Raw genomic sequence first — 21,695 nt, 5'->3', positions numbered from 1 at the left:
AACAAACACAGCCCAACACCTTTCTGGTGCACAAAACCCAAGAAGGTTCCCCCCCACCTCCGACTCGTCCGCACCAGCGGTCACGGTTCAGACGCAAGTCGCCGATCCAGACAACCATCGGATGCACAAACCTGTCCGACCCCACCGATAAGCTCCCCTCCGTGCCCGAACTCCCCCCCGTCGCCGACCTGCTCGCCACCGCCGTGCATGCCCTCGGCGGCACCGAGCGCACCGGGCAGACCACCATGGCCACCGCCGTCGACCACGCGATCGACACCAAGGAACATCTGGCCGTGCAGGCGGGCACCGGCACCGGCAAGTCGCTGGCCTACCTGGTGCCGAGCCTGCGCCACGCGGTCCGCACCGGCCGAACCGTCGTGGTGTCCACGGCGACGATCGCGCTGCAACGTCAGCTCGTCGACCGCGATCTGCCCCGCTTGGCCGAGGCGCTCACCAAGCCGCTCGGTCGCGTCCCGCAGTTCGCGATTCTCAAGGGCCGCAACAACTATCTGTGCCTGAACAAGATCAACAGCGTGATCCCCGAGGACACCGGCGGCGAGGCGGAACTGTTCGACGCCTTCGCCATCTCGCGCCTCGGCCGCGAGGTGCAACGCCTCAACGAATGGGCCTCCGACACCGAGACCGGCGACCGCGACGAACTCGCCCCCGGCGTGAGCGATCGGGCCTGGCGGCAGGTGAGCGTGTCCTCGCGCGAGTGCCTCGGCAAGACCCGCTGCCAGTTCGGTCAGGACTGTTTCGCCGAGAAGGCGCGCGCGGAGTCGGCGCAGGCCGATGTGGTCGTCACCAATCACGCGCTGCTGGCCATCGACGCCATCAGCGGCATCCAGATCCTGCCTGAGCACGATGTGGTCGTCATCGACGAGGCGCACGAACTGGTCGACCGAGTCACCGGCGTCGCCACCGCCGAACTGGCCCCGACCGCCATCAGCGCCGCTGCCCGCCGCTGCACCAAGCTGGTCGACGAGCGCGAGGTCGACCGGCTCGAGGGCGCCGCCGAAGCCTTCCACCAGGCCATCGAGGAACTACCTGCCGGTCGCTGGGACCAGCTGCCCGACGGCATCGCCCCCGTGCTCGCTCTCGTGCGCGATGCCGCCTGGAACGCGCGCACCGCGCTCGCACCGCAGGGCAGCGTGAAAACCCAGGACGACCCGGACAACGCCGCCGCCAAGACCTTGGCCGTCGCCGCGCTCGACGAGGTGCACGACGCCGCGGTGCGCGCGCTCACCGCGTTCGAGGAGTCCGATCCGGCCGCGCGCCACGATGTCATCTGGCTCTCGGCCGACGAGGTGCGCGGTGTCGCGCGCCGCACCCTGCGGATGGCGCCGCTGTCGGTGGGCGGGTTGTTGCGCAGCAGGCTCTTCGGCACCGCGACCGTCATCCTCACCTCGGCGACCTTGCAGATCGGTGGATCGTTCGACGGTCTCGCGATCACCTGGGGCCTGCCCTCGCAGTCCTCCGGCAAGACCGATCCGGCATTGGCCAACGGCGCGACTCCACCGGCCGACACCGAGTCGGTGCGCTGGAGCTCCCTCGACGTCGGCTCCCCGTTCGACCACGCCAAGTCGGGCATCCTGTACGTCGCCAAGCATCTGCCCGCGCCAGGCCGCGACGGCCTGTCCCCCACCTACCTCGACGAGATCGAGCAGCTCATCACCGCCGCGGGCGGGCGCACGCTCGGCCTGTTCTCCTCGATGCGCGCGGCCAAGGCCGCCACCGAGGCGCTGCGCGAACGGCTCGACACCCCGGTGCTGTGCCAGGGCGACGATTCGATGGGCGCGCTGGTGCGCAAGTTCGCCGACGACCCCGCCACGTCGCTGTTCGGCACCCTGACCCTGTGGCAGGGCGTCGACGTGCCCGGCCCGTCGCTGAGTCTGGTGATCCTCGACCGCATTCCGTTCCCCCGCCCCGACGACCCGCTGCTCACCGCGCGGCAACGTGCGGTGGAATCGCGGGGCGGCAACGGCTTCATGGCGGTGGCGGCCAATCACGCGGCGCTGCTGCTCGCCCAGGGCACCGGCCGATTGCTGCGCAGTGTGGACGACCGAGGTGTGGTCGCCATTCTCGATTCGCGCCTGGCGACGGCCCGGTACGGCGGGTATCTGCGGGCCTCGCTGCCCCCGTACTGGGAGACCACCGACCCACAGGTGGTTGCCAAGGCGTTGCGCAGGCTCACCGCATCTGCTTGAGCGGCACGGCTTTTCAGAGCGAGTCGTGCAATCCGGGTGACCACACCGGCGAAATCGCCGACGGCTGAACACACCCCGTGAGACGGTGGGGTGATGACGCACCACGCCGATGGCGAGGTACTCGACGAGTTCCTGATCAGCGCACGATCTTTGGCCGAGTACCGCGCGATGTTCTGCCTGTCCGACGACGATCTGTCCGACCGACGCATTCTCGATTGCCCCGGCGGCGCGGCGAGTTTCGCCGCCGAGGCCAGTGCCCTCGGCGCCGAGGTCACCGCGATCGACCCCATCTACGCGAGCGAGCCAGGCGAACTGGCCGCCCGCGCCGTTCCCGAAACCGAGCGTGCGGTGGAGTGGGCGCACCGGCACGCGGGCCGCTACCGGTGGGACTGGTACGGCGGCACCGCCGAGCAGGCCGCGATGCGTCGCGCGGCGGCCGTCCGTTTCGCCGCCGACGTGTGCGCCGCCCCGCACCGCTATCTCGCCGGGCGTCTGCCCTCGCTGCCGTGCGCCGACGGCTCCTTCGATCTGGCGCTGAGTTCGCATCTGCTGTTCAGTTACGCCGATCGGCTCGACGCCGATTTCCATCTGGCCGCCCTGCTCGAACTCACCCGGGTGGCCAGGGTGGAGACCCGGGTGTACCCGCTGCTCGACTACACCGGCGCCCCGCTCGACGACCTGGTCGCCCACCTGCGAACCGACCTGCACGACAAGGGCATCCGCACTTCGCTGCGCAAGACTCGGTACGAGTTCCATCACGGCGCCGACACCATGCTCACGCTGCACCCGTGAACCGCAGGTCAGAGCAGGTCTACGTCGTCCAATTGATAGACGGTGCCTACCGACGGCAACCCCCGCCCACGGGCGCGGTAGGTTCTTAGTCGTGCATACGACGCGAGCCGGCCGGTAGCACGGCCGTGGCGGAGAGATCTCGACGCGCGGAATTGCCGCGCATCACCCTGACGCTCATCCTGCTACTCGGTACCGCAGCCCTCGGCGTGACGCTGCTGTTCACCACCATGGACCCGCACATGAACAGCGGCGGCATTCTCGCCGGTGGCCTGGACGTGCACATCTACCGTGACGGCGGCTGGCGCGCGCTCCACGACAAGGCGCTCTACATCGAGCCGACCCATTACGGCCTGCTCTACACCTACACACCGTTCTCCGCCCTGGTGTTCCTGCCACTGCTTCTCGTGCCGTGGGACCTGGTCACCTCGGTCTGGTTGGTGCTCAACCTGGTGGTTCTCGTCGTGTGTGTGCTGCAGAGCTGGCGGATGCTCGGCTACCGAGTGACGCCTCGCCTGGTCGTGCTCAGCATGCTCATCGGCCTGGCCTGTACCTTCATCGAGCCGGTGCGGACCACGCTGTACTACGGGCAGATCAATCTGTGGCTGATGATGCTCGTGCTGTGGGACTTCTCCCGTGGGCCCGACAGCAAGTTGCGTGGCCTTGGCGTGGGTATCGCGGCGGGCATCAAGTTGACCCCGCTGTTCTTCATCGCCCAGTACGCGGCGCAGCGCCGGTGGCGGACGGCGGTCACCGCCGCGCTCACCTTCGTGGCGACCATCGGGGTGACCGGCCTGATCCTGCCGCACGATTCCTACCAGTACTGGACCTCCACGTTCTTCCAGTCCGGCCGGATCGCCCCCGATGTGCATCCGTCGAACCAGTCGTTGCGCGGCGCGATCGCTCATGTGCTGCACGACCCGGCGCCGGTGTGGTTGTGGTTGCTGATCGCGGTGCCGGTGGCGTTGGTCGCGCTGTGGCTGGCGGCCGTGCTCGTTCGCCGCGACGAACCGCTGCTGTCGGTGACCCTCGGCGGCCTCACCGCCTGCGCGGTGTCGCCCTATTCGTGGGGCCACCACTGGGTCTGGTTCGTGCCGCTGCTGGTGTACCTGATCCACCGGGCCCAGACCCGGTTGCCGTGGTTCCTCGCCGCCGCGGGCCTCTACCTGGCCGTCGCCGCCTGGACCTACACCTACACCCCCACCTGGGTCAGTGTCGGCACCTTCCTGCTGCCGCCGTGGTGGCCCTTCCACCAGGTGCTGCTGAACATCTACGTCGTCATCTACCTGATCGTGCTCGTCGGCATCGCCGTCCACGTGTATCGAGGGAGGCTTGAACCGGCTGTGGCCGAAGGCATTTCACCTACGACCACAGCCGTCGACACCGTGGCGATCCCGGAGAAGCTACCCGCACGCCCAGTCGAAAACGCCTGACTCCAGGTCGAGTTGGGCGTTGCCGCCGCCGAAGTTCATGCCCGACACCTCCTCGATCTCGAGGTAGTAGGGCGTGAGCCCCTCGGGCAGCGCCTGCACCGGGAAAGCGGTACCGCCGAGATGGGAACGGCCGAACAGGGGTTCGGCCCAGGGGTTCCAGCCCATGTCGTCGGTGAGCGGGTCCTGGTAGGCGGTGTCGGGCTCGTACTCGACGGGCGGGATGCCGACATTGGGATCGTCGACGCGCTCGGCCAACCACACACCGATGGTCGGGTGCACGTCGTCCCAGGCATTACAGCCCTCGTCGCTCGCGACGGGCGAACCGGGCGGCCGGACATCGGCGGGCGGCGCTGTCGGCCCGGCCTCGAGCTCCTTCTCGGTCAACCAGATCAGCGCGAACACCCCGCCGATCTCGTCGTGCAACAGGTGCAGGTGCGGATGCAGACGGGTGGCGACCAGGTCGCGAGCCAGCGGGTCGTCGGAGCCGGAGTCGGGCTCGATCGGGTCGGTCGCGTCCGCGAACTGCCCTTCACCCTGAAAGAACGCGATCGCCGGGAAGCCGGGGCCGCGCCGCTGGAAGTCGGCGGGCAGCCGCAGGGTGAGCGCGTGCATCATCGGCAGCCCGGTCACCGGTCCGCGCGGCCACGTCGCCGGATCGATGCCGGGACCTTCGCTACCGATCCATCCGGCGCGCACCGGCGAGACCAGCTCGAGCGGTTCACCACCCGGTGTCTCGGCCAGCTTGTCCGCCGAATCCCCGAACCCCAGGTCATAGGCCTTCATCGCAGCTCTCCTCTTCGACGCGCGGACGATGTCGACACCGTGCGAGCGGTATCGCCGACGAGACTATCCGCCCCCGCCGACAGCCGCGCACACTCCGGGCAACCCACGGCATCGAGAAAGTGACCAGCGCATGACGAAAAAAGCGGCGCGGCAACCGAAGTCACCGCGCCGCCGGAACAGCTACGTCAGAGCACAGCCTTGAGAATCAGCGTCAGCACAGCCGCCGCGACAGCGATGCCGACGGCCGCCGCACCCCACACCACGCCGTGGCGCGCCCACGGACGACCGGCGTCGAGCGAGAACCGGCCGGGACCGGTGAAGGCCAGCGCACCCGCGACGAGCGCGAACAGCAGCGGAGTGGTGAAGCCGGGTACGGCAGGATCCGTCGGGAACAGACCACCGGCCCACATCACGTTGATCGCGTTGATCATGGTGCCGAGCACGATGGCGCCCGCCAGCGGGGTGAAGAGGCCGAACACCAATAGCAGGCCACCGACGAGTTCGGTGACACCGGCCAGCGTGCCGAAGAGTTCGCCGGGGTTGTACCCCATGGCGGTGAAGCTGTCGGCGGTGGTCCGCCAGCCCATACCGTTGAACCAGCCGAAGAGTTTCTGGGTGCCGTAGGCGGCCATCAGGCCACCGAAACCGATGCGCAGAACCAGCAGACCGATGCTGGTCGCGGTGGCTTCGTCAGCGGTGTCGGTCTTGCTCGGAGCGATGCGCGTGGCGGTGTCGGTCATGATGTGTCCTCATCTGCGATTCGTAGCATCCTGCAAGCGGACTGGAGTCCGATTGCCCACTCGGTCACAACCCTGGGCCCGGGCCCACTATTTCACGCCAGACCCTCGGATGATGTGATCCACATCACAAAAGAGCGAAAGGGCCACCCCGGTCGGGGCGGCCCTGTTCGAAAAAGCTCAGTTCACCACGCCATGGTCGCGTAGCTCACCAGCGTGCTCTCGGACTCCTGTGACAGCTTCCAGGTGCCGTCGACATCCTTCCAGGTCACCGGAATCGGGAAGGTGTAGTCACCGAGACTGCTGTTCAGGGTGGCCGACAGGGTGTCACCCTCGACGGTCACCGGACCCGAGACGCTCCAGCTGTAGCCCGGGATGCGGTTGACGGTCTGGTTCACGACCGCCAGGCCGCCCGCGTTGCCCGACTCGAGCTCGGCGGCCGAGCCGTTCATGGCAGCCTGCAGCTTGCCCTGCAGTTCACCGGCCGACGGCGTCGCCGGAGCGGCGACGGCGGCAGGGGCGGTGGCGACGACGGCGGCGGTGACCGGCGCGAAGAGGGTGGCAACCGCCAGCGACGCGGCAGCGAACGAGCGCTTCATAGGTAAATCTCCTTCAAGTTAGGCAAGCCTAGGCTGAGTATAGACATACCTACGCCGGAATCACCTACTCGACCAGGAAGAAGAAGTAGGCGAGGAACAGCACCATCAGCGCCCACATGGCCGGATGCACTTCCCTGGCTCGGCCCTTGGCGACCATGACGACGGGATAGAAGATCATGCCCATCGCCAGGCCGTTGGCGATCGAATACGTCAGCGGCATCATGATGACGGTGATGAACGCGGGCACCGAGTACTCGAGGTGCTGCCAGTCGATGTCGCCGAGCGCGCGGGCCATCAGCACGCCGACGACGATCAGCGCGGGCGCGGTGACCTCGCCCGATCCGGCGATCACCGAGAAGATCGGGTAGCAGAACATCGCGATCAGGAACCAGCCCGCGGTGGTCACGGCCGTGAGCCCGGTGCGTCCACCCGCCGACACACCGGCCGTCGATTCCACGTACGCCGTGGTGGTGGAGGTACCGATGATCGCGCCCGCCGTGGTGCCGACCGAGTCGGCGGCCATCGCACTGGCGGCCCGGGGCAGCGTGCCGTCCTTGTTGAGCAGCCCGGCCTGGTTGGCGACACCGATCAGCGTGCCCGAGGCGTCGAAGAAGTCGACGAACAGCATGGTGAGCACGACGACGATCATCTGCCCGGTGAACGCGTCGGGCAGATGGATGATGGCCTGCCCGAAGGTCTGATCCAGCCCCTTGGGCATCTCGGCGATGCCGTCGGGCACCTTCACCAGCCCCGAGACCATGCCGACGATCGTGGTGGCGACGATGCCGTAGAGCACCGCGCCGTGCCAGCCGATCACCAGGAAAATCACCGTCACGACCAGCCCGAACAGGGCGAGCAGCGTGGTGCCCTTGGTGAAGTCGCCGAGCGAGACGAGCGTGGCCTCGTTGTTGACGACGATCCCCGCGTTCTTGAGCCCGAGGAACGCGACGAACAACCCGATGCCCGCGCCCACGGCGAACTTCATCTGTAGCGGAATGGCATTGAGAATCCGTTCGCGGACCTTGGTGATCGCGAGCACGAAGAAGATGACGCCGGACAGGAACGTGCCCGACAGCGCGACCTGCCAGGGAATTCCCATGCTCAACACCACGGTGTAGGCGAAGAAGGCGTTGAGCCCCATGCCCGGCGCGAGCGCGATCGGGTACTTGGCCCACAGCCCCATCACCAGCGTGCCGAACACCGCGGCCACGGCCGTCGCGGTGAACACCGCCTGCATGGGAATACCCTTGTCGCCCAGCGCACCTTCGTCGCCGAGGATCGAGGGGTTCACCGCGAGGACATACGACATCGCCAGGAACGTGACCGTGCCCGCCATCGCCTCGCGCTTGAAGGATGACCCGGTCGACGTGATACCGAAGTATCCGTCGATGCGCCGCCGGGCGCGGGTTACGACATCGCTGGCCATGACTCTCCAGTCCGCGGGTTCAAAGAAGAAGGATGCCCAGGAACGGTAGCGGAAAGTTCACTGAATCGAAGAACCCGCGATCGCGTCGGGGTGTAGGGTCACGCGCCCGCGACGGCCACCACGCCGAGTTCGGCGTCGGTGGCGAGCAGGGGATTGTGGGGAAGCACACGAACCGTGTACCCGACCGCACCCGAGAGCGGAACCGGCGCGTGCACCTCGTAGAGCTGCGTCGCGCCGTCGCTGCCGGTGTGCCGCATCTCGATGGTCGTGGTGTCGGACAGATCGTCGTCCGGCGAGACCCGCCCGAGGACGGCCTGCACCACCACATCCGACGGCTCGAGCCCACCGAGTTCGACACGGGCGTCCAGCGACAGTTCCGCACCGATCACCGGTGTGTCGGGCAGGCCCGCGCTGTCCACCTGGGTGACCCGCACCGACGGCCACGCGGCCTCCACCCGTCGCCGGTACTCGGCGACGCGCGCCGCGCCGCTGAACTCCTCGACCGACGCGGTCGCGAACGCCGCGGCCGCCGGACCGTAGTACTGCTCGGCGTAGTCGCGGACCATGCGTGAGGCGAGTACCTTCGGGCTGGTGGTCTGCAGGGTGTGGCGGACCATCTCGGTCCACCGGATCGGCACGCCGCTCGGGTCGCGGTCGTAGAAGCGCGGCGCCACGGTGCGTTCGACCAGGTCGTAGAGCGCCGCCGCCTCGAGGTCGTCGCGGCGCACCTCGTCGCGCACACCGTCGGCGGTGGGGATCGACCAGCCGTTCTCGCCGTCGTACATCTCGTCCCACCAGCCGTCGCGGATCGACAGATTGAGTCCGCCGTTGAGCGCCGACTTCATACCCGAGGTGCCGCACGCCTCGAGCGGCCGCAGCGGATTGTTCAGCCACACATCGCAACCCCAGTACAGGTAACGGGCCATCGACATGTCGTAGTCGGGCAGGAAGACGATGCGGTGCCGCACGGCCGGGTCGTCGGCGAACCGCACGACCTGCTGGATGAGCGCTTTGCCGCCGTCGTCGGCGGGGTGACTCTTGCCCGCGACCACCAGCTGCACCGGCCGCTCGGGGTCGAGCAACAGCGCCCGCAACCGGTCGGGGTCGCGCAACATGAGGGTGAGGCGCTTGTAGGTGGGCACCCGGCGGGCGAAACCGATGGTGAGGACGTTCGGGTCGAAAACGTCGTCCACCCAACCCAATTCGGCCTCGGCGGCGCCGCGCTGATACCACGACTCGCGCAGCCGACGCCGGACTTCCTCGATCAGCACACCGCGCAACACGTTTCGCGTCGACCACAGCTGTTCGAGGTCCACGTCGCTGAGCTTCTCCCAGCCGCGTGCCTCCTCGACCAGTTCCGGGCCGACCAATTCGCGGGCCTTGTCGATCCATTCGCGCGCGGCCCAGGTCGGCGCGTGCACGCCGTTGGTGACCGAGCCGATCGGCACCTCGGCGGCGTCGAATCCCGGCCAGAGCCCGGCGAACATGTCCCGGCTCACCTCACCGTGCAGTCGCGAGACACCGTTGGCGCGCTGCGCCATCCGCAGACCCATGTGCGCCATGTTGAACACCGAAGGATCGGCCTCGCGCCCGAACGACAGGATCCGGTCGACGGAAAGCCCCGGCAGCAAGGCGGATTCGGTTTCCCCGTGCGCGCCGCCGAAGTACCTGCGCACCAACGGCATCGGGAACCGGTCGATCCCGGCGGGCACCGGCGTGTGGGTGGTGAACACCGTCCCGGCCCGCACCGCGGCTAGCGCGGTGTCGAAATCCAGTCCGCCCGCGACGAATTCGCGAATTCGTTCCACCCCGAGGAAACCCGCGTGACCCTCGTTCATATGGAACACGTCGGGGTCGGGCAAGCCGTTGGCGCGGGTGTAGGCCCGCACCGCCCGCACCCCGCCGATACCCGCGAGAATCTCCTGTTTGATCCGGTGGTCCTGATCGCCGCCGTAGAGCCGATCGGTGACCGCGCGCAGTTCCGGATCGTTCTCGGCGATGTCGGAGTCGAGCAGCAACAACGGAATCCGGCCGACCTGGGCGATCCACACCCGCGCCCGCAGCACCCGACCCTCCGGCATGGCGACATGGATCAGCACCGGCGACCCGTCGCTGGTGAGCAGACGCAACGGCAGGCCCTGCGGGTCGAGCGCCGGATAGTGCTCACGCTGCCAGCCGTCGGCCGACAGCGACTGCCGGAAGTACCCGGACCGGTAGAGCAACCCGACACCGATCAGCGGCAGACCCAGATCGGAGGCCGCCTTGAGATGGTCACCGGCGAGGATCCCGAGCCCACCGGAGTAGTTGGGCAACACCTCGGTGACCCCGAACTCCATCGAGAAGTAGGCGATCCCGGCCACCCGGGTGGTGTGCTGCTCCTGGAACCAGCGCGGCCTGCTCAGATAATCGCGCAGCCCTTCGGCGGCGGCGTCGACACGCGCGAGGTAAGCCGGGTCGGCGGCGAGCTCGTCGAGGCGCTCGGCGGGCACCTCCCCCAGCATCCGCACGGGGTCCTGGCCGAGGGTGCGCCACAGCTCCCGGTCCAGGTCGGCGAACAGATCCTGCGTCGGGCCGTGCCACGACCACCGCAGGTTCGTCGACAACTCGCCCAGGGCGGCGAGCCGCTGTGGCAGATGGGCACGGACAGTGAACCGACGAAGTGCCTTCACCCGCCAAACACTAGCCGGTCCCGCCTCTCCGCGTCTTTTGGCCAGACTCAGGTGCGGGGTGAGTTGGGGGCGCGGCAAGCTTTGGGGAGGTGGGTGGGTGAGTTCGTTCCCGGTGAGTTACCCATGTGCTCGCCTGCTGCTGCGGAGACTCGGGTGATTTTGCCTGTGTTCAGTCGGTTGCCGTGGAGTTCGGGGTGAACTGGGCGGCGAACTCGGGGGTGGGTGGGATTTCGGTGATGATGTCGATGAGTACGCCGGACGGGTCGGCGAGGATGAAGTGGCGTTGGCCGAAGTCTTCGGTGCGCAGGGTGAGTTCCGGCGTGAGACCGCCTGCGACGATCAGTCGTTCCCATTCGGCGTCCACGTCGTCGACCTCGAAGTTCAACACCACGCCCTGGACGGGCTTTCCGTAGCCGTCGGGAATGGTCGGGTGGGTCGGGTCCAGTAGTGCCAGTTCGCAGGACGGTTCGCCGTCGCGGCCGGGGCGGCGCAGGCTCACGTACCAGTCGGCTTCGAAGGTGATCTCGAAGCCGAACCAGGTGGTGTAGAAGTCGCGCGATCGCGCGATCCGAGGGGTCTCGATGACGGGGTAGAAACTGCTGAGCCGCATGGCGTTCACCTTTCACATACCGTTGGTATGTGTCGTAGGCTAGTTCACATACCGGTGGTAGGTCAATGGGAGGACGGCGATGGTTTCGACGGCACGGGCGCGGCAGCGCGAGGAGACCCGGCGCCTGCTGCTGCGGGTGAGCAGGGAGTTGTTCGCCGCCAAAGGGTATGCGGCCGTTGGGCTCTCGGAGATCGTCGCGACAGCCGGTGTCACCAAGGGTGCGCTGTATCACCATTTCGAGAGCAAGGCCGACCTGTTCAAGGCCGTCCTCGCGCAGGTGCAGCAGGAGGTCGGCGAGCAGGTCGCGGCCGCCGCCGATGCCGAGCCCGACCCGTGGGTCCAGCTCACCACCGGCTGCGCCGCGTTCCTGCGCGCCAGCGCCGACCCGCGCATCCAGCGCATCATGCTGGTCGACGCCCCCGCCGTGCTCGGCTGGCACGAGTGGCGCGCCCTCGACGAGGCCAACTCCGCCCGCCATCTCGGCGAGGCCCTGCAAACCCTGATCGACGCGGGCACCCTCCCCCCACAACCCGTCGCCCCGCTGACCCACCTCCTTTCCGGCGCCATGAACGAAGCCGCCCTCTGGCTGGCGGACACCGCCGACCCCACCGCCCTCCCACACACCATCACCGCACTCGACCGCCTCCTCACCGCCCTCCGAACCACCCACTAGCCGACCGCACCTTCGGCCGCACACCGCTGGTCACCATCGACGAATGCCGCACTGGATCGCGGCGATCTCGGTGCCCCTCGGTCTCGATCCAGCCGCCGCGGCCCGCGCGTGCACGCCAAGAACCGCCGGAAACCAGTACGTTGTGGGATGTGAGCGGCCGGATAGCCATCGATGACATCGCCCCGTGGATTCCTGGCGGACGACCCGCCAAAGCCGTGGTCGGCGAGGTATTCCCCGTGCGTGCGGTCGTGTGGCGCGAAGGCCACGACGCCGTCGCGGCCACGCTGGCCGTGCGTGCGCCCGGGTCGTCACGGATCACCCGCATCCGGATGACGCCCGACTACGAACCCGACGTCTTCAACGCGGTCTTCACCCCCAACGTGCCCGGCGTGTGGACCTACCGGGTCGAGGGCTGGAGCGACCCCATCGCCACCTGGCGCTCGGCGGTCGAGGCGAAACTCTCGGTCGGGCAGTCGGCCGCCGATCTCGCCAACGACCTGGAGATCGGCGCCCGGCTGTTCGAACGCGCGGCCCAGGCGGTCCCGAAACGGCAGTTCGAGCGGTTGCACGCCGTCGCCAACGCCCTGCGCGGCGACGAGCAGCTCCCGGCGCGGGTGGCGACCGCGTTCGCCGAGGAGGTCGCCGAGATCCTGCGGGCTACCCCGTTGCGAGAGATGGTCACCCGGGGCCAGCAGTTCTCGGTCCTCGCCGAACGCCGTCGCGCCCTCGTCGGTTCGTGGTACGAGTTCTTCCCCCGCTCGACCGGCGGCCGCGACGCCGACGGCAACCCGGTGCACGGCACGTTCGCCACCGCCGCGCGCGACCTGCCCCGCATCGCGGGCATGGGTTTCGACGTGGTGTATCTGCCACCGATCCACCCGATCGGCGCGGTGAATCGCAAGGGCCGCAACAACTCGCTGACCACCGAGCCCGGCGACGTCGGCTCACCCTGGGCCATCGGCTCGACCGACGGCGGTCACGACGCCATCCATCCCGAACTCGGCACCGAGGCCGATTTCGTCGCGTTCGTCACCAGGGCAACCGAACTCGGCCTCGAAGTGGCCCTCGATCTCGCCCTCCAATGCGCCCCCGACCATCCCTGGGTCGCCGAGCATCCGGAGTGGTTCACCACCCTGCCGGACGGCACCATCGCGTTCGCGGAGAACCCACCCAAGAAGTATCAGGACATCTACCCGGTCAATTTCGACAACGACCCCGACGGTATCTACGCCGAGGTCCTGCGGGTGGTGCGACACTGGATCGCGTTGGGCGTCACCATCTTCCGGGTCGACAACCCGCACACCAAGCCCGCCGACTTCTGGGAATGGCTGATCGCGCAGGTGCGCCGCACCGACCCCGACGTGATCTTCCTGTCGGAGGCATTCACCCGCCCCGCCCGCCTCTACGGCCTGGCCAGACGCGGCTTCACGCAGTCCTACACGTATTTCACCTGGCGCGTGCACAAGTGGGAACTCACCGAGTTCGGCTACGAGCTGGCGGCCAAGGCCGACGAGGCCCGTCCCAACCTGTTCGTGAACACCCCCGACATCCTGCACGAGAGCCTGCAGCACGGCGGCCCCGGCATGTTCGCCCTGCGCGCCGCCCTCGCCTCGACGTTGAGCCCCACCTGGGGCGTGTATTCGGGCTACGAGCTGTTCGAACACGAGGCCGTGCGCCCCGGCAGCGAGGAATACCTGAACTCGGAGAAGTACGAACTGCGGCCCCGCGACTTCGCCGCCGCTCTGGATCGCGGGGAGTCGCTGGAACCGTGGCTCACCCGGCTCAACGAGATCCGGCGGAATCACCCCGCGCTGCAACAGTTGCGGTGCATCCACTTCCATCACGTCGACAACGACGCGCTGATCGCCTATTCCAAGGTCGATCCGGTCAGCGGTGACGCGGTGCTGGTGATCGTCAACCTGAATCCCTACGGCGCCGAGGACGGTCACGTCAGCCTGGACATGCCCGCGATCGGCCGCGAATGGCACGACCACCCCGTGGTGTTCGACGAGGTGAGCGGCGAGGAATACCACTGGGGACAGCGCAACTGGGTGCGCCTCGACCCGACCCACGCCGTCGCCCACATCATCGCGCTACCCCCGGTGCCCGCCGAAGCCCGTGCGGCCCTGGCCTTCCGGCGGAGCTTCTAGATGAAGCGCCGCGATCTGATGCTGCTGGCCGCGGGAACCCACCCCGACCCGCACACCGTCCTCGGCTCACATCCTCACCCCGACGGCACCGCCGTGCGCGTGCTCCGCCCACACGCCGAGGTGGTGACCGTTCTCGTCGGCAGCGCCGAACATCGGCTGAAGTCGTTGGGCCACGGCATCTTCGCGGCCGTCCTGCCCTACCCGCGGATCGACGACTACCGGGTCCGCACCGACTACCCCGGCGGCCCGACGGTCGTGTCCGCCGACGGCTACCGATTCCTGCCGACCGTCGGCGAATTCGACCTGCATCTCATCGGCGAGGGCCGTCACACCCGGCTCTGGGAAGTGCTCGGCGCGCATCCCCGCCACTACACCACCCTCGACGGCGATGTCGACGGCACCTCGTTCGCGGTGTGGGCACCGAACGCGCGCGGCGTCACGGTCTTCGGCGACTTCGATCACTGGGGTGGGCAGTCGGCGCCGATGCGGGCGCTCGGCAGTTCCGGGGTGTGGGAGGTCTTCGCTCCGGGTGTCGGACCTGGCACACGCTACAAGTACCGGGTGCACGGCGCCGACGGTCGCGTGGTCGACCACGCCGACCCGCTCGCCTTCGCCACCGAGGTGCCGCCCGCCACCGCGTCGGTCGTGGCCCGCGCCGATCACCTCTGGGGGGACGGCGCCTGGCTCGACCAACGCGCGAGAACCGACGCCGTCCGCTCCCCGATGAGCGTCTACGAGGTGCACCTCGGTTCCTGGCGGCCGGGCCTGAACTACCGCGAACTCGCCGAGCGCCTGGCCGACTACGTGCGGACGACCGGTTTCACCCATGTCGAATTGCTGCCGGTGGCCGAGCACCCCTTCGGCGGTTCCTGGGGTTACCAGGTCACCTCCTACTACGCGCCGACCTCGCGCTTCGGTACCCCCGACGACTTCCGCTACTTCGTCGACCACCTGCACAACGCGGGCATCGGCGTGCTGCTCGACTGGGTACCCGCCCACTTCCCGCGCGACGAGTGGGCGCTGGCCCGCTTCGACGGCACCCCGCTCTACGAACACCCCGACCCACGCCGTGGCGAACAACTCGACTGGGGCACTTACGTTTTCGATTTCGGACGCAACGAGGTACGCAACTTCCTGGTCGCCAACGCCACCTTCTGGATCGAGGAATTCCACATCGACGGCCTGCGCGTCGACGCCGTCGCCTCGATGCTGTACCTGGACTACTCACGCCCGGTGGGCGGCTGGGAGCCGAACATCTACGGCGGGCGCGAGAACCTGGAGGCCGTCGACTTCCTGCAGGAACTCAACGACACCCTGCACAGCGCCCACCCCGGTGTGGTGACCATCGCCGAGGAATCGACCACCTGGCCCGGCGTCACCCGAGGCACCGACGTGGGCGGGCTCGGTTTCACCATGAAGTGGAACATGGGCTGGATGCACGACACCCTCGGCTACCTCGGCCGCGACCCCATCCACCGCGCCTGGCACCACAACGAGATGACCTTCTCCCTCGTCTACGCGTGGAGCGAGAACTACCTGCTGCCGATCAGTCACGACGAGGTGGTGCACGGCAAGGGCACCCTGTGGACGCGCATGCCCGGCGACGATTTCGCCAAGGCGAGCGGCGTGCGCGCCCTGCTCGCCTACATGTGGTCACATCCCGGCAAGCAACTGCTGTTCATGGGCCAGGAATTCGGTCAGTTCCGCGAGTGGGACAACGACCGAGGGCTCGACTGGCACGAACTGGAAAACCCACTGCACCAGGGCATCTCGACCATGGTGGCCGATCTCAACCGCACCTACGTCGACCATCCGGCGCTGTGGACCCAGGACACCACCCCCGGCGGCCACGCCTGGATCGAGGCCGACGACAGCGCCGCCAACGTTTTCGCCTTCCTGCGCTGGGGCAGCGACGGCAGCGCGGTGGCCTGCGTGTTCAACTTCTCCGGCGGTACTCACGAGAACTACCGGATCGGCTTGCCGCACCCGGGTTCCTGGCGCGAGATCCTGAACACCGACGCCTCCGAATACGGCGGTTCCGGCATCGGCAACCTCGGCGCCGTCACAGCCGAGCCGATCCCGTGGCACGGTCACCCCGCGTCCGCCGCGGTCACCCTCGCCCCCAACAGCGCCCTCTGGCTGAGCGCGCCCGCCTGATACACGACGGGCCGCCCAGGCGTACTGCCGGGCGGCCCGAGGTCGATGGGTGTCAGTACAGCGCGGCGGCCAGCTTGCGACGCGCGGCGATCACGAAAGGTTCTGCCTGATCGAACAATTCGAAGAGTTCGAGCAGACGGGTACGAGCCCGGTCGCGGTCGTCGCCCGCCGTGCGTCGCACGACAGCGATGATCCGGTCGAAGGCGGCCTCGGGGCGCTGTTCGAGCAATTCCACGTCGGCGGCGTCGAGGGCGGCGTCCAGGTTGCCCGGGTCGGCGTCGGCGGTGGCGACCACGGCGGGATCGATCTGCTGGGCCCTGGTCAGAAACTTCAGCTGCCGCAGCGCCGCCTTGGCCTCGGCATTGTTGGGCTCCTCGGCGAGGATGGCCTCGTAGGCGGCTTCGGCACCCGCGATGTCGCCCTCGGCGAGCGCGGTCTCGGCGGCCACGAAGCGCGGGTCGTCGTTCTCGGGTTCGGCCTGCGCGCCGTTGCCCTCGAGCTTGCCCACGGTCGCCTCGACGACCGCGTCGAGCCACTGACGCACCTGCGGTTCGGGCTGGGCGCCTTCGAAGTCGGCCAGCGGCTGCCCACCGGCCACCGCGATCACCGTCGGAATGCCCTGCACCCGCAGCGCCTGGACGATGTTCATATTGGCTTCGGCCTCGATGGCGGCCAGATCCCACGTACCCCGGTCGTCGGCATTGAGCCGTTCCAGGGTGCGTACCAGCTCGACGCTGCCCGGGCTGCGCTGCGAGTACAGCGCGACGACCACGGGCACCTGCATCGAACGACGGATGACCTTGGTCTCGAAGTCAGCCTCGGTGACCGAATGGTCACCCGGCGCGCCCGCGCCACCCGAAGCGGCGGCAGGCTGCTTGAGACCGGACAGATCCACCGCCCCTGACATGGCAGCGGCGACGGCGGGCGAAGGACGACGGGAAGCTGGTCGAGTCACGGTTCCCAGTTTGTCACGAAGCGTTGGAGGGGGCAGCCGCGGCGCCCCTGCCGTTCGCACTCAGCTCCCCGAGCTGATCGGTGCGCACCGCCCAGCGCTCGAACCACACGGTGGCGAACGGCGGGATGCTCGCGCCGAGCGCGAGCAGCAGCGTGCGACGCGACCATTCCAGCTCGCGCGAGACGACCAGCGTGACCAGCACGTAGACGATGAACACCGTGCCGTGCACCGGGCCGAAGATCTTGACGCCGAGCACCCACTGCGGATCGGTCAGCACCCCGAGCTTGTCGAGGATGTTCGGAATCCACTTGAACGCCATGCCGATCAGCAGTCCGACCCACGTGATCGCCTCGGCAACCGCGAACAGCCGAAACCGCTTCGCCGCAGTACTCACATCAAAGATTTCACCCATGACAGCCATTGTGCAGCATGACCTACGACACTTCGTAGTTGGACTGCTCACACCGGAGGCCCTGGCACTCGGCGAGTACCAGAGCCTCCCGTGTCAGGAAATTCAGGCAGGTACGCGGATGATCAGCGCGTCACCCTGACCGCCACCACCACACAGCGCGGCAGCACCGACACCACCACCGCGACGCTTCAGCTCCAGCGCCAGGTGCAGCAGGATGCGCGCACCCGACATGCCCAGCGGGTGGCCGATGGAGATGGCGCCACCGTTGACGTTCACCTTCTCCGGGTCGTACCCGAGCTTGCGCGTGGAGGAAACACCGACAGCCGCGAACGCCTCGTTGATCTCGATCAGGTCCAGCTCAGCGGGCGTGATGCCCTCCTTGGCGCACGCGGCCAGGATGGCATTCGCAGGCTGGTCCTGCAGCGTGGAGTCGGGGCCCGCGACCTGACCCGAGGCACCGATCTCCGCGATCCACTCGAGCCCGAGCTCCTCGGCCTTGGCCTTGCTCATCACGACCACCGCGGCCGCACCGTCGGAGATCTGCGAGGCGGTGCCCGCGGTGACGGTGCCGTCCTTGCGGAAGGCCGGACGCAGCTTGCCGAGCGATTCGACGGTGGTGTCCGCGCGGATGCCCTCGTCCTCGGTGACGTAGATCGGGTCGCCCTTGCGCTGCGGCACGGCCACCGGCACGACCTCGCCCTCGAACACACCGTTCTTCCACGCGGCGGCGGCCCGCTGGTGCGAGGCGGCGGCGAAGCCGTCCTGTTCCTCGCGGCTCACCTTGTCGAGGTCGTTGCGGTCCTCGGTGAGCAGACCCATCGCCTGATCGGTGATGACGTCGTGCAGGCCGTCGTAGGCCATGTGGTCCACGAGAGTGGTGTTGCCGTATTTGAAACCCTCACGGCTCTTGGGCAGCAGGTGCGGGGTCTGGCTCATCGACTCCATGCCACCGGCAACGATGATGTCGTGCTCACCGGCACGGATCAGCTGATCCGCCAGGGCGATGGCGTTGATGCCGGACAGACACACCTTGTTGACGAGGACCGACGGCACATCCATCGGGATACCCGCGGCGATGGCGGCCTGGCGCGCGGGCAGTTGCCCCGCACCGGCCTGCAGCACCTGACCCAGGATCACGTACTGGACCTGCTCGGGCGCGACACCACCCTTCTCCAGGGCGGCCTTGATGGCCACACCGGCCAGATCCGAGGCCTTGAAGTCCTTCAGACCGCCAAGCAGCCGCCCGACCGGGGTACGCGCACCGGACACGATGACAGAAGTGGTCACGCAAGCCTCGCATTCATAGTTCGAACCTGTACTCAACGGTAACCCCTGCGGACCGGCGGCTGGAACGCAGGTCGCGCTAGCTTCGTGGGGTGACCAATGCGAACTTCATCCCCGCCGACTACGTCATCGCCGTCGACCATGTGGGCATCGCCGTGCCCGACCTCGACACCGCGGTGGCCTGGTACACCGACAACCTCGGCATGGTCGAGACCCACCGCGAGGTGAACGAGGCCCAGGGCGTCGTCGAGGCGATGCTGTCGTGCCCGGCGGCCGCCGACCGCGCGACCGCCCTGCAATTGCTGGCCCCGCTCACCCCCGAGTCGACCATCGCCAAGTTCATCGACCGCAGCGGCCCCGGCCTGCAGCAGCTGGCCTACCGGGTCACCGACATCGAGGCCGTTTCGGGCTTCCTCCGCGAGCGTGGGCTGCGTTTGCTGTACGAGGCCCCTCGACACGGAACCGCTGATTCTCGCATCAATTTCGTCCATCCGAAGGATGCTGGCGGTGTGCTGATCGAGTTGGTCGAGCCGAACCCGGATGTTACGCACTAGTAGGCCGGTCCGGGCGGTAAATCTCGGCGAGATCACATTCCCGGTCGAGTCTCCATCGTGTCGCTCGAGGCTGTATTTTGTGTGCCATGTCGTCACCTGAGTCCGATCGCAATCGCTTCGTTGCACTGCCCTTCACCGTTGTGCGCAAGGGTTATGCGCAAGACGAGGTGCGCAACTACTTCGACCGCTTCGACGCGGAGCTTCGCGTCACCGCCACCGACCGGGATGCTGCCGCCGCGCAGGCCCGCAACCTCGCCGCGCAGCTGGAAGACGCTCGCGACGAGATCGACGAGCTCCGCAAGGAGGTCGACCGGCTCTCCGTGCCGCCGACCACCGCCGAAGGTATGTCCGACCGTATCTCGCGCATGCTGCGCCTGGCCTCGGACGAAGCGTCCGAGGTGCGCGCACTGGCCCAGGCCGAGGCTGCCGAGATGGTGTCGATCGCCGAGCAGCAGGCCACCGAGATGCGTGGCAAGTACGAGTCGCTGCTCGCCGAGACCAAGGAGAAGCGCGAGGCGCTCGAAATCGAGTTCGAGCAGACCCTCGCGAAGGCGCGCACCGAATCGACCAAGATCATCGAGGCCGCCCAGGCCGAGGCCGAGCGCCTCGCCAAGGAGGCCGAGGCCAAGCGCAAGGCCACCCAGCAGGACTTCGAGGCCACCATGAACGATCGGCGCACCAAGCTGACTCGTGCCATGGAGGAGCTCGAGGCCACCAGCCGCGCCGAGGCCGCCCAGCGGATCAAGGACGCGACCGACGAGGCCAACCGTCTCATCAGCTCCGCCACCCAGACCTCCGAGCGCAAGATCGCGCACGCGAAGGAACTGGCCGAGGAGATGCGCGTGCTGCGCGGCCGGGTCCTGGCCCAGCTGCTCGGTATCCGCGGTCAGCTCGATTCGGTGCCCGCCATGCTCGCGGCGGTCAACCGCGAGAGCGAACTGCTCGACGGCGCTCCCGAGCGCAAGTCGATCAGCAACAACAACGGCAACAACAAGTCCGTCTCGGGCTCGCGCCAGAACAAGGCCATCCCCGAGGTCGCCGACGAGGACATCGTCGAAGAGGACCGCGAGAGCGCCGACGTCAACTGATCCTGTCGGACTCTGCGACGACACGTCTACATCTGGAAACCGGAGGCCACCTCGAATCATCGAGGTGGCCTCCGGTTTTCGTCGTCGCCTCGGTCAGGACCAGCGTCGCGTGATTCCCCGTGTGCGCCTGCCGTTCCAGCAGCCCTGATGCCAGTGCCTGCGGTCGTCCTCGCCGCCCTCGACGGCCCAGGCGACGATATGGGCCACCCCCGGCGCGATCTCGTGGTCACAGCCCGGGCAGCGGTAGGTCTTCACCGCGCGCGCACCGGGAACCGTTCGCACGATGTAGATCTCGTCGCCGCCGGGCCCCTCCTCGGTGCGCCCGTACACGTCGCCGAGCGGCGGCGGGCCGCTACGGCGCTCCTGGCGGGGTTTACGACGTGGCATGGTCTTGCTTCCTAGAACAACCGGAAAACGTTGCTCTCGGTGCCACGCAGCTCGTCGTAATCGAGCGTGAGGCAACGGATTCCCCGGTCCTCGGCGAGCGTCTTGGCCTGCGGCTTGATCTGCTGGGCCGCGAACACCCCGCGGACGGGCGCGAGCAACGGGTCGCGGTTGAGGAGTTCCAGGTACCGGGTGAGTTGTTCGACGCCGTCGATGTCGCCGCGGCGCTTGATCTCCACGGCCACCGTCGCGCCGTCGGCATCGCGGCACAGCAGATCCACCGGTCCGATGGCGGTCATGTACTCACGACGCACCAGCGTGTACCCGTCGCCGAGCTTGGTGACGTGTTCGGCGAGCAACTCCTGCAGGTGCGCTTCCACGCCGTCCTTCACGAGGCCGGGATCGATCCCGAGCTCGTGCGAGGAATCGTGCTCGATCTCCTCGATGGCGATACGCAGTTCCTCGCCCGCCTTGTTGGTCACCACCCACAACGCCTTGAACGTATTCTCCGGCGTGTGCACCGGCTCTTCGTGCAACGGCCGCACGCCCGCCGGAAGTTCCTCCGGTGGGTTCAACGAGGCCACATCGCGCTCCTGGAGCCAGCACGGCGGGCTCATCCAGTTGAGCGGCTTGTAGGAGCCACCGTCGGAGTGCACGAGCACCGAGCCGTCGGCCTTGATGAGCAAGAGCCTGCGGGCCATCGGAAGGTGGGCGGTCAACCGACCGACGTAATCGACCTGACAACGAGCAATGACAAGGCGCACCCGGGCAACTCTAGGGGACTC

The 21,695-nt window shown here is 68.0% G+C and carries 19 protein-coding genes; 8 read left to right on the top strand and 11 right to left on the bottom strand.

Going from position 1 to position 21,695, the window contains the following annotated elements; all coding sequences use genetic code 11:
* Positions 1-161: 161 nt before the first annotated feature.
* From NC7_RS27685 to NC7_RS27675, 3 genes are all read left to right on the top strand, one after another.
* Complete coding sequence (locus NC7_RS27685; RefSeq protein ID WP_067988755.1) at positions 162-2,207, top strand: ATP-dependent DNA helicase; 2,046 nt, start codon at positions 162-164, stop codon at positions 2,205-2,207.
* 93 nt (positions 2,208-2,300) lie between these two features.
* On the top strand, positions 2,301-2,999 hold the full coding sequence (locus NC7_RS27680) for a malonyl-ACP O-methyltransferase BioC (protein WP_067988753.1): 699 nt from the start codon (positions 2,301-2,303) through the stop codon (positions 2,997-2,999).
* A gap of 125 nt (positions 3,000-3,124) precedes the next feature.
* The gene (locus NC7_RS27675) at positions 3,125-4,429 is read left to right on the top strand and encodes a glycosyltransferase 87 family protein (protein ID WP_236573762.1); all 1,305 of its coding nucleotides are present in this window, start codon (positions 3,125-3,127) and stop codon (positions 4,427-4,429) included.
* On the opposite strand, the gene NC7_RS27670 is transcribed toward NC7_RS27675, so the two are convergent.
* The 6 genes from NC7_RS27670 to NC7_RS27645 all read right to left on the bottom strand — a co-directional run bounded on the left by NC7_RS27670 (position 4,400) and on the right by NC7_RS27645 (position 11,253).
* Complete coding sequence (locus NC7_RS27670) at positions 4,400-5,212, bottom strand: hypothetical protein (RefSeq protein WP_067988751.1); 813 nt, start codon at positions 5,210-5,212, stop codon at positions 4,400-4,402. The two genes, NC7_RS27675 and NC7_RS27670, sit on opposite strands and share 30 nt — an antisense overlap.
* 185 nt (positions 5,213-5,397) lie before the next feature.
* Positions 5,398-5,952: a DoxX family protein gene (locus NC7_RS27665; RefSeq protein WP_084458838.1), complete on the bottom strand. Its 555-nt coding sequence runs from the start codon at positions 5,950-5,952 to the stop codon at positions 5,398-5,400.
* 182 nt (positions 5,953-6,134) lie between these two features.
* Positions 6,135-6,548 carry an MTB12 C-terminal domain-containing protein gene (locus NC7_RS27660; RefSeq protein WP_067988748.1) on the bottom strand — a complete coding sequence of 138 codons (414 nt, stop codon included), beginning with the start codon at positions 6,546-6,548 and terminating at the stop codon, positions 6,135-6,137.
* A gap of 64 nt (positions 6,549-6,612) precedes the next feature.
* On the bottom strand, positions 6,613-7,974 hold the full coding sequence (locus NC7_RS27655) for an NCS2 family permease (RefSeq protein WP_067988744.1): 1,362 nt from the start codon (positions 7,972-7,974) through the stop codon (positions 6,613-6,615).
* A 98-nt stretch (positions 7,975-8,072) separates the two neighbouring features.
* On the bottom strand, positions 8,073-10,643 hold the full coding sequence (gene glgP, locus NC7_RS27650) for an alpha-glucan family phosphorylase (protein ID WP_067988742.1): 2,571 nt from the start codon (positions 10,641-10,643) through the stop codon (positions 8,073-8,075).
* 169 nt (positions 10,644-10,812) lie between these two features.
* Positions 10,813-11,253 (bottom strand): VOC family protein, encoded by a 441-nt coding sequence (locus tag NC7_RS27645; RefSeq protein ID WP_067988741.1) that lies wholly within the window; start codon positions 11,251-11,253, stop codon positions 10,813-10,815.
* 79 nt (positions 11,254-11,332) lie between these two features.
* On the opposite strand from NC7_RS27645, the gene NC7_RS27640 reads away from it, so the two are divergent.
* From NC7_RS27640 to glgB, 3 genes are all read left to right on the top strand, one after another.
* Positions 11,333-11,926: a TetR/AcrR family transcriptional regulator gene (locus NC7_RS27640; RefSeq protein ID WP_067988739.1), complete on the top strand. Its 594-nt coding sequence runs from the start codon at positions 11,333-11,335 to the stop codon at positions 11,924-11,926.
* A 149-nt stretch (positions 11,927-12,075) separates the two neighbouring features.
* The gene (locus NC7_RS27635) at positions 12,076-14,076 is read left to right on the top strand and encodes an alpha-1,4-glucan--maltose-1-phosphate maltosyltransferase (protein WP_067988736.1); all 2,001 of its coding nucleotides are present in this window, start codon (positions 12,076-12,078) and stop codon (positions 14,074-14,076) included.
* Complete coding sequence (gene glgB, locus NC7_RS27630; protein WP_067988734.1) at positions 14,077-16,233, top strand: 1,4-alpha-glucan branching protein GlgB; 2,157 nt, start codon at positions 14,077-14,079, stop codon at positions 16,231-16,233.
* Positions 16,234-16,285: 52 nt separating this feature from the next.
* Here the strand turns inward: glgB and NC7_RS27625 are convergent, their stop codons facing one another.
* From NC7_RS27625 to NC7_RS27615, 3 genes are all read right to left on the bottom strand, one after another.
* Positions 16,286-17,140 carry a tetratricopeptide repeat protein gene (locus NC7_RS27625; RefSeq protein WP_067988732.1) on the bottom strand — a complete coding sequence of 285 codons (855 nt, stop codon included), beginning with the start codon at positions 17,138-17,140 and terminating at the stop codon, positions 16,286-16,288.
* A gap of 61 nt (positions 17,141-17,201) precedes the next feature.
* On the bottom strand, positions 17,202-17,609 hold the full coding sequence (locus NC7_RS27620; RefSeq protein WP_174550276.1) for a DUF3817 domain-containing protein: 408 nt from the start codon (positions 17,607-17,609) through the stop codon (positions 17,202-17,204).
* A gap of 93 nt (positions 17,610-17,702) precedes the next feature.
* The gene (locus tag NC7_RS27615) at positions 17,703-18,887 is read right to left on the bottom strand and encodes an acetyl-CoA C-acetyltransferase (protein ID WP_067988728.1); all 1,185 of its coding nucleotides are present in this window, start codon (positions 18,885-18,887) and stop codon (positions 17,703-17,705) included.
* A gap of 89 nt (positions 18,888-18,976) precedes the next feature.
* Between NC7_RS27615 and mce the strand changes: the two genes are divergently transcribed.
* The gene (gene mce, locus NC7_RS27610; RefSeq protein ID WP_067988726.1) at positions 18,977-19,438 is read left to right on the top strand and encodes a methylmalonyl-CoA epimerase; all 462 of its coding nucleotides are present in this window, start codon (positions 18,977-18,979) and stop codon (positions 19,436-19,438) included.
* A gap of 86 nt (positions 19,439-19,524) precedes the next feature.
* Entirely contained in the window at positions 19,525-20,526 is a 1,002-nt protein-coding gene (locus tag NC7_RS27605; protein WP_067988725.1) for a coiled-coil domain-containing protein, read from the top strand.
* A gap of 93 nt (positions 20,527-20,619) precedes the next feature.
* Here NC7_RS27605 and NC7_RS27600 read toward each other — a convergent pair whose 3' ends face one another.
* Entirely contained in the window at positions 20,620-20,913 is a 294-nt protein-coding gene (locus NC7_RS27600; RefSeq protein WP_067988723.1) for an Rv1322 family protein, read from the bottom strand.
* A gap of 11 nt (positions 20,914-20,924) precedes the next feature.
* Complete coding sequence (nucS, locus tag NC7_RS27595) at positions 20,925-21,674, bottom strand: endonuclease NucS (protein ID WP_084458837.1); 750 nt, start codon at positions 21,672-21,674, stop codon at positions 20,925-20,927.
* Positions 21,675-21,695: the final 21 nt, after the last annotated feature.

This window comes from Nocardia caishijiensis NBRC 108228, assembly GCF_001612825.1.
In the GTDB taxonomy this organism is placed as follows: Bacteria; Actinomycetota; Actinomycetes; order Mycobacteriales; family Mycobacteriaceae; genus Nocardia; species Nocardia caishijiensis.
Note: the sequence above shows the minus strand (reverse complement) of the source record. Positions and strands in the feature narration are given on the sequence as shown.

What these genes read in the sequence shown, in the direction of transcription:
- glgB (WP_067988734.1), top strand. Translation starts at nt 14,077, where the DNA reads ATGAAGCGCCGCGATCTGATGCTGCTGGCCGCGGGAACCCACCCCGAC.
- NC7_RS27680 (WP_067988753.1), top strand. Translation starts at nt 2,301, where the DNA reads ATGACGCACCACGCCGATGGCGAGGTACTCGACGAGTTCCTGATCAGC.
- NC7_RS27645 (WP_067988741.1), bottom strand. Translation starts at nt 11,253, where the DNA reads ATGCGGCTCAGCAGTTTCTACCCCGTCATCGAGACCCCTCGGATCGCG.
- NC7_RS27625 (WP_067988732.1), bottom strand. Translation starts at nt 17,140, where the DNA reads ATGTCAGGGGCGGTGGATCTGTCCGGTCTCAAGCAGCCTGCCGCCGCT.
- NC7_RS27620 (WP_174550276.1), bottom strand. Translation starts at nt 17,609, where the DNA reads ATGGCTGTCATGGGTGAAATCTTTGATGTGAGTACTGCGGCGAAGCGG.
- NC7_RS27660 (WP_067988748.1), bottom strand. Translation starts at nt 6,548, where the DNA reads ATGAAGCGCTCGTTCGCTGCCGCGTCGCTGGCGGTTGCCACCCTCTTC.
- NC7_RS27670 (WP_067988751.1), bottom strand. Translation starts at nt 5,212, where the DNA reads ATGAAGGCCTATGACCTGGGGTTCGGGGATTCGGCGGACAAGCTGGCC.
- NC7_RS27655 (WP_067988744.1), bottom strand. Translation starts at nt 7,974, where the DNA reads ATGGCCAGCGATGTCGTAACCCGCGCCCGGCGGCGCATCGACGGATAC.
- NC7_RS27600 (WP_067988723.1), bottom strand. Translation starts at nt 20,913, where the DNA reads ATGCCACGTCGTAAACCCCGCCAGGAGCGCCGTAGCGGCCCGCCGCCG.
- NC7_RS27665 (WP_084458838.1), bottom strand. Translation starts at nt 5,952, where the DNA reads ATGACCGACACCGCCACGCGCATCGCTCCGAGCAAGACCGACACCGCT.
- NC7_RS27640 (WP_067988739.1), top strand. Translation starts at nt 11,333, where the DNA reads ATGGTTTCGACGGCACGGGCGCGGCAGCGCGAGGAGACCCGGCGCCTG.
- NC7_RS27605 (WP_067988725.1), top strand. Translation starts at nt 19,525, where the DNA reads ATGTCGTCACCTGAGTCCGATCGCAATCGCTTCGTTGCACTGCCCTTC.